General features: G+C 42.2%; 10 protein-coding genes. 1 reads left to right on the top strand and 9 read right to left on the bottom strand.

Annotated elements, in window-relative coordinates; all coding sequences use genetic code 11:
• Positions 1 to 187: 187 nt before the first annotated feature.
• Positions 188 to 2071: an AAA-like domain-containing protein gene (locus CDG79_RS35470; RefSeq protein ID WP_094346288.1), complete on the top strand. Its 1884-nt coding sequence runs from the start codon at positions 188 to 190 to the stop codon at positions 2069 to 2071.
• Between the two features lie 422 nt (positions 2072 to 2493).
• Here the strand turns inward: CDG79_RS35470 and CDG79_RS35465 are convergent, their stop codons facing one another.
• The 9 genes from CDG79_RS35465 to CDG79_RS44415 all read right to left on the bottom strand — a co-directional run.
• Positions 2494 to 2769 carry a hypothetical protein gene (locus CDG79_RS35465; protein ID WP_094346287.1) on the bottom strand — a complete coding sequence of 92 codons (276 nt, stop codon included), beginning with the start codon at positions 2767 to 2769 and terminating at the stop codon, positions 2494 to 2496.
• Between the two features lie 97 nt (positions 2770 to 2866).
• Positions 2867 to 3832, bottom strand: a complete 966-nt coding sequence (locus tag CDG79_RS35460; protein ID WP_094346286.1) for a chlorophyll a/b binding light-harvesting protein — start codon at positions 3830 to 3832, stop codon at positions 2867 to 2869.
• Between the two features lie 87 nt (positions 3833 to 3919).
• Positions 3920 to 4954 carry a chlorophyll a/b binding light-harvesting protein gene (locus CDG79_RS35455; RefSeq protein WP_094346285.1) on the bottom strand — a complete coding sequence of 345 codons (1035 nt, stop codon included), beginning with the start codon at positions 4952 to 4954 and terminating at the stop codon, positions 3920 to 3922.
• A 401-nt stretch (positions 4955 to 5355) separates the two neighbouring features.
• The gene (locus CDG79_RS35450; protein WP_094346284.1) at positions 5356 to 6114 is read right to left on the bottom strand and encodes an alpha/beta fold hydrolase; all 759 of its coding nucleotides are present in this window, start codon (positions 6112 to 6114) and stop codon (positions 5356 to 5358) included.
• 113 nt (positions 6115 to 6227) lie between these two features.
• On the bottom strand, positions 6228 to 6740 hold the full coding sequence (gene fldA / locus CDG79_RS35445) for a flavodoxin FldA (protein WP_094331865.1): 513 nt from the start codon (positions 6738 to 6740) through the stop codon (positions 6228 to 6230).
• A gap of 110 nt (positions 6741 to 6850) precedes the next feature.
• Complete coding sequence (locus CDG79_RS35440) at positions 6851 to 8272, bottom strand: chlorophyll a/b binding light-harvesting protein (RefSeq protein WP_094346283.1); 1422 nt, start codon at positions 8270 to 8272, stop codon at positions 6851 to 6853.
• A gap of 2 nt (positions 8273 to 8274) precedes the next feature.
• Positions 8275 to 9297, bottom strand: a complete 1023-nt coding sequence (locus CDG79_RS35435) for a chlorophyll a/b binding light-harvesting protein (protein ID WP_094346282.1) — start codon at positions 9295 to 9297, stop codon at positions 8275 to 8277.
• Positions 9298 to 10163: 866 nt separating this feature from the next.
• Entirely contained in the window at positions 10164 to 12692 is a 2529-nt protein-coding gene (locus CDG79_RS35430) for a mannose-1-phosphate guanyltransferase (protein WP_094346281.1), read from the bottom strand.
• A gap of 13 nt (positions 12693 to 12705) precedes the next feature.
• The coding region (locus CDG79_RS44415) for a hypothetical protein (protein WP_223278538.1) at positions 12706 to 12951 on the bottom strand (246 nt) is incomplete at its 5' end.

Genomic DNA, 12951 nt, shown 5'->3' with positions numbered 1-12951 from the left:
CCCTAACCCTCCCCTTGTAAAGAAATCTTGTTTCCCCCCTTTATAAGGGGGGATTAAGGGGGGTGATACGACTTGTGTGTACACCGTAGTCCTAGTAGTGACGCGATCGCTGTATCCTAGTTTTAAGTCGCGCTGTGGCCGTGGCATAAGAATAATTTGTCATCCTCTAATTCTCCCCATAATATCTATGCCTTTTAATATTTTTTTTAAAACCCAAAAACCTGAACCCTTAAAGACTGAACCCTTAGAGACTGGTTTAATCAAAATATCGGGATGTGACAACCCTAAGCGGCGCGGGGATGTGATTTTTGTTCACGGCTTAGGTGGTCACGCACGCGGAACTTGGCATCCCCAAGAACTACGCGACGATGATAATTTCTGGTTAACGTGGCTTGCACAAGAAAGACCAGATTTAGGTATTTGGTCTTTTGGCTACAAAGCTGAACCCTTTGAATGGAGAGGTTCAACAATGCCACTTTTTGACCGTGCTAGTAATTTACTGGAATATTTACAAGTTAATGATATTGGCAAATACCCAATAATTTTTATCACTCATAGCATGGGTGGATTATTAATCAAAGAAATGCTGCGTAATGCTCAGACATTTAAAAAAACAGCAGTTATTGAACAGACAAAAGGTATTGTATTCCTCTCCACTCCTCACACAGGTTCTCATCTTGCCAACTTAGTCGATAAAATTGGGATTTTGGCACGAAGCTCTGTTAGTGTTGATGAACTGAAAGTACATATTCCTCAACTGCGTCAACTTAACGAGTGGTATCGGCAAAATGTTGATGACTTGAAAATTGCTACAAAAGTTTATTTTGAAACGAAGCCCACCAAAGGCTTTTTAGTTGTAGACCCAGATAGTGCTAACCCAGCCATCAAAGATGTCCAACCTACGGCTACAGATGATGACCATCTTTCTATCACCAAGCCAACATCAACAAATAATTTAGTTTACAAGGGAGTTAGTCAGTTTATTAAGCAACAATTGCTAACTAACCTAGCCATTGTTGAACAATCAACACCAAAAGAAAAAGAGAAGAACTCCCCAGTGATTTTTGAAAATCCTGATGGTCAAGTTCCTCTTAACTCTCCCTTTTATATCGAGCGTCCAGAGGTGGAAATTAAATGTTATGAATTCATTCTACAACCAGGGGCGTTAATCCGCATCAAAGCGCCGCAGAAGATGGGCAAGACTTCCTTAATGAGTCGGATTCTTGACCATAGTAAGCAAAAAGGGTATCGTACAGTTTCTCTTAATTTATGGAGTCAAGAAAGCCTTGCCGATCTCAGTAGCTTTTTACAGGGTTTTTGTGCAATTCTGAGTGAAGAGTTAGGCTTAGAAGAACAAATAGATAAATATTGGAAAAAACGATTAAGCAATCAAGTAAACTGCACTAATTATTTAAAAGAATACTTATTAAAAAATATTGATACTCCTCTAGTATTAGGCTTAGATGATATTGATAGAATTTTTCCTTATCCCGAAATTGCTCAAGAATTTTTTGCTCTACTCCGAGCTTGGCATGAAAATGGTAAAAACGAAGTAATTTGGCAAAAGTTGCGTTTAGTAATTGCTCATTCTCAAGAAGTATATGTTTCCCTAAATGTCCATCAATCCCCTTTTAATGTAGGTTTATCTGTGGAAATAGGAGAATTCAACGCCACACAAATAAAAGAATTAGTCCAACGACATAAATTAAATTGGTCAGATACACAAATCGGACAATTAAGGGGAATGATTGATGGCCATCCTTATTTATTAAAGACTGCTCTTTATCAAATTGCCACAGGTAATTTAACTTTAGAAAAATTTCTGAAAGTTGCTCCCACTGACGAGGGATTATTTAGAGGCTTTTTACATCCCTATGTTTCAGTGTTGGAAGAAGATATATTGTTAAAAGCAGCGATCCAAAAAGTTATCAACAGTGAGATTCCTGTTAAGTTAAACTCTGTACAAACTTTTAAATTACGCAGTCTGGGCTTAATTGAATTTAAAGGAAGTGAAGTTCAATGCCTTTGTAATTTATATCGTCTTTATTTTCGAGAACGCCTATCCGAATAATTACACCCAGCTTGAGAGGATCAACGCATCAATAATTAGCGTCAAAATGATTTGGCAAGAGACGCGATAAATCGCCGTCAAGACGAAGGACTGATTATCGCTCTTTTATTACTCCGAAAAAATAAAATATTCGTAGGTTGGGTTGAACGAAGTGAAACCCAACAAAACCAGAGATTGTTGGTGTTGGGTTTCGTTCCTCAACCCAACCTACGCCTAAATTCATCAAAGTCCTTAAAAATAAGGGTGGATGATTTTTATCCGACGAGAGTCATAAAAGAGCGTTATTGTAGAAACGGCGATTTATCGCGTCTTTGCGAGCAGCGAATTTTTATCAAAAAACCTTAACCGAACCGTATTGCAGTATACCCCATCATAAGTGCGATCGCACTCTTGTATCTCACCGAACGATTAATCAAATAAACTTAACAAAGCTTTCGCCGTCCCTTCTGGCAAGCATTACAGGCAGAAGTTTTCGGCTCAAAATCAATACAGGCGATCGCTTCCTCAGAACAAGCTTTTTTTGGGTGTACAGTACATTTGAGACGGTAGTCGTTGGTGAAATATTCGCAACCAGAGCAAGGAATTTTATGGAGCGTTTTTAAATGAATTATTCCTTTTTTTATCGTTAACCAGACACTACCAATGAATAGAATCATTATTGTCCAACCACAAAAGGCGCACAAAATCATCGTTAACATTAGTTATCCTCATAAAAATTCCAAAAAAATGCCCGCAGTCCACTGCTGTTAACCGCAGGCATCGGAGTTTATTTAGCTAGTGTTGAGTGAAACTTAATTAACTATTAGTTTGACGCGATCGCCAAGAGTGCCAAACGTAACCTAAGAAGGCCACTACACCAAGAAAAAACTGAATATCTGCCAATCCTAGACGTTCCGAACCGTAAAATTCTCTCGGAAAAACTGTTGTGTTATATCCCACAAATGCGGTAGAAACCCAAGCCATCAAAGCTAAACCAAGCAAGCTATAAGAAAGAATTTCTTCACCATTCTCAATTGGTAAAATTTGTCTTATCCAGGTAAAAGGCTGCACAAGAATATGCCATGCACCACCAGCAATTAAAATTAAACCAATCCAAATGTGACCACCAATGACATCTTCTAAGTTATCAACACTTGCCATCCCTAAAGGAGTCCAGCTACCATCTTTCAAACCAACTAAGTAGCCAAAAATTGTGGCTGGGTTTAAATTAGGATTGCTAATCAGGCGGACATTTCCCAAGTTAGTGTCATAAATTCCGCCAAAAATCGTTGCCTTTAGCACTAATAAAAAGGCTCCCAAACCCAGAATAATTAGGTGATGACCTAAAATTAAACCCAATTGCTTCGGATCATTCCATTCATAGTGAAATTTTGCCGTCTGTCCACCGGCATTATATAAAATTGCTGGAGCGCGAAAAACATGAAAAAGTCCACCTGCACCCAACACAGCAGATGCAACTAAGTGCAAAATGCCAATTACAAAATAAGGATAGGTATTGACTACTTCACCTCCAGCACCGACACCCCAGCCCAAAGTTGCTAAGTGGGGTAACAAAGTCAATCCCTGTTCATACATTGGTACGCTAGGAACAAAACGTGTAACTTCAGATATTGTGATTGCTCCTACCCAAAACATAATTAAGCCTGCATGAGCAATGTGAGCGCCTAATAATTGACCAGATAAATCAGTTAAACGGGCATTACCCACTAACCACGATAAATTTGTGTCTGCTGCTAAGGTTCTATCAGTTGTAATTGTCATAGTTAAATACCTTTAATGGGGAGTGGTGAGTGGGGAGTAGGGAGTGGGGGAGGAATTTCTAACTCCTAACTCCTAACTCAGCACTTATTACGATTCGCTACCAATGGCATTTAATGCCTTTTCAATTTGCCTAAAGTCAACGCCAATTGCTCGCAGGGCGTGCCACAGATGACCTTGCAAGAAGAAAAACGCTAAGAAAAAATGGGCATTTGCTAACCATGCTCTGGAAGTGTAACCACCGTTAGCTAACTTAATGCTGTCGGCAAAATAAGGACTAACTCCGAGTTTTACTTCCAAAGTAGAGCCATAAAATTCCACGGGATAAGCTAAGGTATTTACTGCACAAAAGTAAGCTGCAACAAATCCCGCTAAGGCAATACCACCTAAAGAGTAAGAAAGAATGGCTTCACCGGAGAAAATTAAAAGCTTTTTCGCCCAAGGTAAAGGCTCTATGAGGATGTGCCAAATACCGCCGCCAATGAGTAATAAGCCTACATAGATATGACCGCCGACTAAATCTTCTAAGTTATTAACAGTGGCAAAGTGAGTTTGATAGCCATAAATGACTAAGGGATTGAGTGTGGGGTCGGTAACAACTCGAACATCATGAATTGTCGAGTCGTACAGTCCTCCCCAGAACATCGCTTTTCCTACGAGGAGTAAAGCACCTAATCCTAAGAAAATTAGGTGATGTCCTAAGATGAAGCCAAGTTTTTTAGGGTCGTCCCATGTAAAGTGAAATTTCCGAGCGCGGCCAGTAGCATCTTTTAAGTTTTTTGGAGCTTTGAAGGTGTGGAAAAGTGCGCCAGCACCAAGCACAGCAGAGGAGATTAAGTGTAAAGCGCCGATTACAAAATAAGAGTAAGTATCGACTACCTGACCACCTGCGCCCACACCAAAACCCAAGGTGGCTAAGTGGGGAAGCAAAATCAACCCCTGTTCGCCCATAGGTATTTCGGGATTGTAGCGAGAGATTTCAAACCATGTAAACGCCCCAGCCCAGAGCGTTGTCAGTGCTGCTTGTGCCACATGAGCGCCGATAAATAAGCCAGAGAGATTGGCGAAGCGGGCGTTACCAGTCCACCAATCAAATTTGAGGTTGGGATTGCCGTATGTCTGCATTGTTAAGCACAATTAGCAATTGTTGCTAATAATATTTAATTAACTGGTTCTTGTCTCAGCAGTGAAATGTCGCGTGAGGGCTATTAAAGTAGACCCGAAGCTTTTATCTGAACGAAGAGAGGTTCTTCCAATTCACCGCAGGCGTTACCGATCTTCGTCAGATATGACTTCTTGCCACATCCTCTGCTTATTGACAGCTAACTACCAATTATTGAGATTACAAATTTAGTCTATTGAAAGTAATTCCTATTTAGCTTATCTCTTTACAAAATGTAATAATCAAGAATGGAAGGAAAATAGGCAACGCAAGCGGAGCGATGATAGTAACTATCACCGCTCTAACTACTCTTGGCTGCAAGCAAATATTAGTTTTTAAGCGTGGGTTATTCTGCTTTCTGTCTTCATGAATAACTTGTAGAAGTGGTAAGAGATAGTGGAGATGCTTCCAGTAAATGTGGATGGTGACATTGCCAAAAACTCAAAATCTCTTCGCCAACCTGTTGAGGGTAGAAGTAGTGAAAAAAATGATACCCTTGTGGGCATTCCCAGAGTTTATCTTCTGTCTTAAGCCAATTAAACCAGTCATGCAATGCAGTTGGATTGACTACCGGATCGCTCTTGCTACCACATACCATCATTGGCATAGAAACTCCACCCTTGGGTAAATAAACCAACTTAAATAAAGAGTGTGACGAGGGAGATTGTTCTAAATCTTTATCTAAGGCAGCTACTAACTTCTTAGTGGTATGAGGTGATTGATTTCCAAATAGACTGCGAACGGTGCTTGCTAAAACTAGCTCACGGCTGATATTAAAAAGTTGTCTTTGAAAGTAATAGTGAGCTTGCCAATTGTTTGCAGGTTGAGCAGCTACAGCCAGCAAAGTGAGCGATCGCACTTTTTGAGGAAATCGCCGCGCAAAGGTTAAGGCGATCGCACCACTCATCCCATGTCCCGCTAAATGCACGGGGCGATCGCGGCATTCTAAAAACTCATACAGCAACTCCACAGCTCGATCTATAGAACTAGCTTCATCTTTGGTTTGCTGGTATTCCCACTGGGCGATTCTCATATACCCACATAAGTAATCGAGTAATGGTTCATCAAAACGCTTCAAAACAGGACTAGCATTTAACCACAGAACATCAAATGAATCAGACATAAATAACCTATAACTTCTAAATTATCAATTTCGGCGGTTATAAACCGTTGGTCAGATCCCCGACTTCTTTAAGAAGTCGGGGATCTAAAAGCCCTTCCATTCGCCCTGGCTTTCTACAAACCAAATTCTGTCTTCAACTGAGCAACCCAAGTTTTAATTCGCTCATCTGTTAAATCAGATTGACTACCTTGATCGAGTGCCAATCCGACAAACTTGCCATTTTTCAAAGCTCTAGATTCGTTAAAGTCATACCCATCTTTTGGCCAGTAGCCAACAGTTTTACCACCGCGCTGGGAAATCTTTTCTTCCAGAATTCCTATTGCATCCTGGAAGTTATCGGCATAGCCATATTGATCTCCATCACCAAAATAGGCAACCAGCTTACCTTTAAAATCTATTTCATCCAGATCGGAGAAAAAGCCTTCCCAATCACTCTGAAGTTGACCTATATCCCAAGTGGGAGAGCCAATAATCAGCAATTCATACTCATCAAAAGTGCTAGTATCCGCCTCGTAAATGGGATGTAATGTTACAACATCACCACCAAACTCATCCCGAATTTTTTCAGCATCCGATTCAGTGTTGCCAGTTTGAGTACCGTAGAACAGACCAATTTTTTTCGACATATTGTCACCTGATATATAGATTTGCAATTTTCCTTAGAGATGGTGCGCGATGGTGCAAAGCACCCGCCAGATGCGATCGCAACGATACCTATTTGCCTAGTTCGGGCAACTCAGAAAAACAAACTGCTATTGGTTAACAGCAGGAAGGCAAATAAAGCTCCTCCACAGCTACCTACTGTCCACCCAGCATTGAACTCACTCCAAGACTTAGCTGTTTTCAAGTTTTCCGGTAGCTCCCCTTGAGCAGGTTTGCGCCCTTGAAACGATACACTGCCGTACAGCCACAGACAAATTGATAAAATCAACAGTAGACCGATTGTGGCCAGTAACCCTGCTTGATTCGCCAACTCCGTATCCCGCAACGGGCCTAACTTGACAAATGGGCCAATCAAGAAGTAGCCATGCGCCATACCAATTTCCAGCCCCCGTGAAAAAGCAGACAAGCCTTGACGGTAAATAGGAAGATTTCCTAACAACTTCAACGTGATATCCGAAGCATTCACTGGGGTATCAAAATTCCCAATTTCCGGCATCCCCGAAGGATTGACAACTCCCTGCTGAAAATCAAGTCCAACCGCGATGACACGAACTCTCAAAGCGTGCCAGATATGACCAGCTAAAAATACAACTGCCAGAGCAAAGTGACTAGTTGCTAGCCAAGTACGAACCGTAACAGTAGTACTCCATCCCAACGGGCCATAGAAAACAGTGGGATAAACGGTATCATTTACCGTCACAAAATATGCTGCCAACAAACCCATGTAAGCCAGAGCGCCCAAACTATACGATAGGTAAGCCTCTCCAGACCAAAACAGTACCTTTTTTGTCCAACCAAAAGGTTTGGTAAGAATGTGCCAAAATCCTCCGGCAATACAAAGTATTCCTACCCAAATATGTCCACCGATGACATCTTCTAGATTATTAACTGCTGCCATCCCTTGTTCGCCAAAAGCACCGAAGAGATAGCCAAAGATGCGGCTAGGGTTAATAGTCGGTTCAGTAATTACTCGCACAGATGCCACTGCCGGATCGTAAAGACCACCCCAAAACAGCGCCTTTGCTACCAATAACCATGCCCCGAATCCCAACAACAGCAAATGAATGCCGATGATGGTGGTCATCTTGTCTTCATCTTCCCAGTCGTAGCCAAACAAGCCAGGGAAAGACGGATTATCATCCAACACTGCTGGGCCTAGAACCGCATGGTAAATACCACCAGCACCTAGTACGGCAGAACTAATCAGATGTAAAACACCAATGACAACATAAGGATAGGTATCAACAATTTGGCCGCGATCGCCAACACCAAATCCTAATGTTGCCAGATGGGGGAGTAAGATTAACCCCTGCTCATACATCGGTTGTGCGGGGTTATATTTGGTGATTTCAAATAGAGTCATTGCTCCTGCCCAAAGCACAATCAACCCAGCATGAGCAACATGAGCGCCCAAAAGCCTACCCGACAGGTTAATGAATCGAGCATTGCCAGCCCACCAACCCGATTCCTGGGTCGTTATTGTTGCAGTTGTCATTCTTAGATTGCCTCCCCACTAGTTGAATGGATGACTCTACCCTTCGCAAAGTCGAATCCAGCAGCGCGTAAAGCGTGCCAGAGATGCCCTTGAAGAAAGAAGAAACCTAGCCAGAAGTGAGCATTCGCCAGCCAAATGCGAGAGGATAGTAAATTTCCACTCTGGAAGTAGGGAAAACGGTCAAACCCAATACTCAGGGCTGGCCCATAAAATTCCGGTGGGTAAGCAAGTGTGTTGACAGAGACAAAATAGGTAGCAATAAAGCCCATGAGAGCTAAAGCTCCCAAGCTGTAAGAAAGGTATGCTTCTCCTGACCAGATAAAAAGTTGCTTTGCCCAGCCAAAAGGTTGAGTCGTAATGTGCCAGATACCGCCGACAATGCAGAGAATGCTGACCCAAATATGACCACCAACCAAGTCTTCCAGGTTATTAACTCCAGCAATCCAATGTTTGCCACCGCCACCAAATAAGTAGCCAAAAATTATAGCGGAATTCCAGGTAGGGTTAGAAACTACGCGCACCTCACCCACCATAGAATCGTACAAACCGCCAAAGAACATAGCTTTGGCAACTAGTAAGCCTGCTCCCAGACCCAGTAATACTAAGTGAATACCCAGAATAGTGGTCATTTTATTAGCATCTTCCCAGCGATAGCCAAAGAAGGAAAATCTCTCTTCCAAGATGGCATACCCACTTAGGGCATGAAATATGCCGCCAAGTCCCAAGAAGGCGGAGCTAATTAGGTGCAATACTCCAATGACGAAGTAAGGATAGGTATCTACTATCTGTCCACCACTTCCTACACCCCAACCGAGAGTTGCTAAATGAGGCAATAGAATCAACCCCTGTTCGTACATTGGTTGCGCTCTGTTGAAATGGGCAAGTTCAAAAAGAGTCGTTGCACCAGCCCAGAGAACAATTAACCCTGCATGAGCAACGTGAGCGCCCAAAAGTCGCCCTGAGAGGTTGGTTAACCGGGCGTTCCCTGCCCACCAGGGAATCGACTCCGGTGTTTGAACAGCCATCCTTGTCATGGCGTTACCTCCTAAGAAATTTTTGAAATGCCTGAAATCTATTGTTGGCTTAATGAATATCTATCTCAATAAACCTGAAGATATCCTACCAGACTTATTGATAATTTATAGCAATTAATAGAGGTAAACTTTTGTAAAGGATTTCAGAAAACAAACCGAAAAGGTGGGCAGTGATTCATTTCACCCCAACAATGAGTGGGCTATGAACCAACTTTTTGTAAGTGGCTTACGATTTCCTCACACAATATTCCGAATAATTACTATAGGATTAAGTAAGTGGGCAAGAATAAATCAAACTAGATTAAGTAATGTAAAAAATATTGAGATTACTTTGTAGTGTTCGCAAAGCGTCTCGTAGAGAGGGCTTCAGCCCTTAAATGAGGACTAAAGTCCTCACTACAAACCTTGAATTATTCACGCCGATCTACTTACTATTTGATTTTTGAACGAAATTAGGTATTGTAGAGTGTGTTAGAACGGAGTTCGTAACGCACTATTATCAAGGGTTTGATGCGTTACGCTGTCGCTAACACATCCTACGGATATTTTCAGAAATCAAACCGGATTCCTATAGTTTCAAAAAATACATCGGTAGATGAAGCCAGAGGAGGTAAATTTTTTGTGCATGTGTGAAATTAATCCAAATACTAATGTCCAGATCCCCGACTTCTTTAAGAAGTCGGGGATCTAACTTTTCACGAATAATTTAGGATTGTTATATTATTGATTATTTTAAGTAAACTACAGAGGCAAATGTGAAAGCCTACTTTCCTTCCGATAGTTTGGCTGATAGTTAACATAATTCGTAATTCGTAATTAAAGAATTCAATTACGAATTACGAATTACGAATTACGAATTAAGCTTCGGCTGGTTGATATTCTTGTTGTCTTTCCACAAAACTTTGGACACGGGTGCGGTAATTTCTTACAGTTTCATCTACCCATTCGCGATCGTTGCTGTTTGCATACAAATGCACCAGTGGTTCGCTGGCATCTGGTAAAACTAACAGCCAACTGTCATCATAAGGTTGACAAATTTTCACTCCATCAATGAGTTCTAGGTTTTGGGCTGGGTGAGTTTCCACCAAGTAACGCATTAAAGCACCCTTGGCTGTCCACGGACAACGGACTGTATAAGTTTTATGAATTACACGGGGCAATTCCGATCGCGCAGCAGCAAGCGATCGCTCCTGTATGGTTAACATTTCAATTATCTTTGCAATGCAGAACATGGAATCAAAGCCTGGATGCAGTTGTGGGAAAATAAAACCAGTTTCTCCACTACCTCCCAGCACCACATTTGGATTTTTTTGACAAGCTTCCATTAAAGCTGTAGGGTTGGCTTTGGTGCGAATCACTCTACCATCATGACGACGAGCGACTTGTTCAATAGCACTGGAAGCATGAACTGGGACTACTACTGTTCCTCTGGGGTTAGCAGTTAAGATCATATCCACCATCAGTGCTGTTAACATTTCCCCACGAATTGGGTAGCCTGATTCATCAACTAAAATTAGTTGTTCTCCATTAGCTGATACTTGCACACCAAAGTTAGCTTTCAATGCCTCCACTACATGACCTAATTGAGTCAGCAGTCCTTCGCGGTCAGCTACGGACATAGCTGTTTTATTGACACTGGCATTCAATACGACTGCATCAGCACCAAATTTATCCAACATTTGGGGTAAAACTGCCCCTGATACGGCATAAACATAGTCAATCACTACTTTTGCCCGACTATTGCGGAGTGTATGAACATGCAAAAGTTTCTCAAAAGCAGTGCAGTAGCGATCCATCACTTGGCTGGGGTAAGACACATCGCCAATTTCATGAATTAGCGCCCGCCGCATATCTTCTTTAAAGTAAGCCCCTTCAATTTTCTTTTCCAGGGCTTTGGAGATATTAATGCCCTTAACATCCATAAATTCAATCAGAATGTAATCAGGGCGATCGGGGTGGACACGCACATGGATACCACCAACTACCGACATTGTGGGTATAACTGTGCGGGCAATGGGGATAGCTGTGGCATCAAGGTTTTGAATATCAATACCTACTGACATTAAACCAGCAATCAGCGATCGCGTCACCATTCGAGAAATATTACGCTGGTCGCGAGAAACCGTTACCTTAGAACCTGGTTTTAAGGTAGAACCGTAAGCAGATCCCAATTTCACGGCGAATTCTGGGGTGATGTCGATATTTGCTAATCCTTGCACACCACGTTGTCCAAATAAATTCCGTTGGGCGGTGTTCCCCCAAATCAAGTTAATGTTTAAAACTGCCCCTGACTCAATCTTTTTACTCGGCCAAACGCGCACACCAGGGCTAATTTGAGCTTCTTCTCCCACAGTGGAAAGGGAACCGACAACAGCAGCTTCTAATACATGGGCGCGGCGGTCTACACGAGCGCCACGGGAAATTACACAGGCAGAAAGATGTGCTTCATCGCCAATAAATGCCCCATTCCAGACTATGGGACGTTTGAGATTGGCATCAGCGCCAATAGTGACATTATCGCCAATTACGCTTCCGGCCTCAATCTGCACTCTTGCCCCGATGCGGCAATTGTCACCAATCACTGCTGGAGTTTCAATCACAGCCGTTTGGTCGATGTAAGTATTTTGACCTACCCATAACTCATGAGAAACTTCTTTGTAGGCAAAATCAAGATTTACCTTCCGATCTAATGCGTCATATTGAGCTTCGCGGTAAGCATCTAAGTGACCAACATCGCACCAGTAACCTTGAGCGATGTAACCATACATTGGCTCATCTTTTGCTAGCAGTAAGGGGAATAAGTCTTTGGAAAAGTCGCATTCAATGTTTACTGGTAGATATTCTAAAACTTCTGGTTCAAGAATGTAAGTGCCAGTGTTGACGGTATCGGAAAAAATTTCACTACTAGAGGGCTTTTCTAAAAATCGCCGAATTCGTGCTTCCTCGTCGGTAATCACCACCCCAAATTCAATTGGGTTGGGAACTCTCGTCAAAATCAAAGTAGCTTTTGACTTATTTTGTTTGTGAAATGCGATCGCAGCCGTGAGGTCAAAATCTGTTATGCTGTCGCCGCTAATGACTAAAAAAGTTTCATCCAGAAGTTCGGCAATGTTTTTCACACAGCCTGCTGTACCCAAAGGTTGATCTTCTTCGACGGCATAAGTCATCTGGACACCAAAATCACTGCCATCTTGAAAATAGTCTCGCAAGACATCAGGTAGATAATGTAGTGTCGCGATAACTTCTGTAATTTGATGTCTTTTGAGAAGATTGATAATATGTTCGGCAATTGGTCGATTTAGAATCGGCACCATCGGTTTGGGCAGATCGCAAGTTAACGGGCGAAGCCGCGTTCCCGAACCCCCTGCCATCAGTACTGCACGCATAAATTCTCCTTAACTAGTTACAGCCTTCACTGGTTGAAAACGTCTCAGATAAATTTTGTTCTTCTTTCTTTAGTCTCCTATGGATATCGATATTTGAGGAACTTCCACAAGATGCATCTGTATTGGGGATTGGGGATTGGGGATTGGCAGGTTTGAGGTTTTGAAAGAGATTAACGAGTCTTTGAGATGCATGAACGAGTTTTTTTTTGAGGTGAATACAAGTTCTAACTCCTACTCCAGTCCCCAATCCCCAATCCCC

It is taken from the genome of Nostoc sp. 'Peltigera membranacea cyanobiont' 232, assembly GCF_002245985.1.
In the GTDB taxonomy this organism is placed as follows: domain Bacteria; phylum Cyanobacteriota; class Cyanobacteriia; order Cyanobacteriales; family Nostocaceae; genus Nostoc.
The sequence above is the reverse complement of the archived record's forward strand: the minus strand, read 5'-3'. Positions and strand labels throughout refer to the sequence as shown.

Excerpts from the sequence above, each read along its gene's own strand:
- CDG79_RS35470 (WP_094346288.1), top strand. The coding sequence starts at position 188 with ATGCCTTTTAATATTTTTTTTAAAACCCAAAAACCTGAACCCTTAAAG.
- CDG79_RS35465 (WP_094346287.1), bottom strand. The coding sequence starts at position 2,769 with ATGTTAACGATGATTTTGTGCGCCTTTTGTGGTTGGACAATAATGATT.
- CDG79_RS35460 (WP_094346286.1), bottom strand. The coding sequence starts at position 3,832 with ATGACAATTACAACTGATAGAACCTTAGCAGCAGACACAAATTTATCG.
- CDG79_RS35455 (WP_094346285.1), bottom strand. The coding sequence starts at position 4,954 with ATGCAGACATACGGCAATCCCAACCTCAAATTTGATTGGTGGACTGGT.
- CDG79_RS35450 (WP_094346284.1), bottom strand. The coding sequence starts at position 6,114 with ATGTCTGATTCATTTGATGTTCTGTGGTTAAATGCTAGTCCTGTTTTG.
- fldA (WP_094331865.1), bottom strand. The coding sequence starts at position 6,740 with ATGTCGAAAAAAATTGGTCTGTTCTACGGTACTCAAACTGGCAACACT.
- CDG79_RS35440 (WP_094346283.1), bottom strand. The coding sequence starts at position 8,272 with ATGACAACTGCAACAATAACGACCCAGGAATCGGGTTGGTGGGCTGGC.
- CDG79_RS35435 (WP_094346282.1), bottom strand. The coding sequence starts at position 9,297 with ATGGCTGTTCAAACACCGGAGTCGATTCCCTGGTGGGCAGGGAACGCC.
- CDG79_RS35430 (WP_094346281.1), bottom strand. The coding sequence starts at position 12,692 with ATGCGTGCAGTACTGATGGCAGGGGGTTCGGGAACGCGGCTTCGCCCG.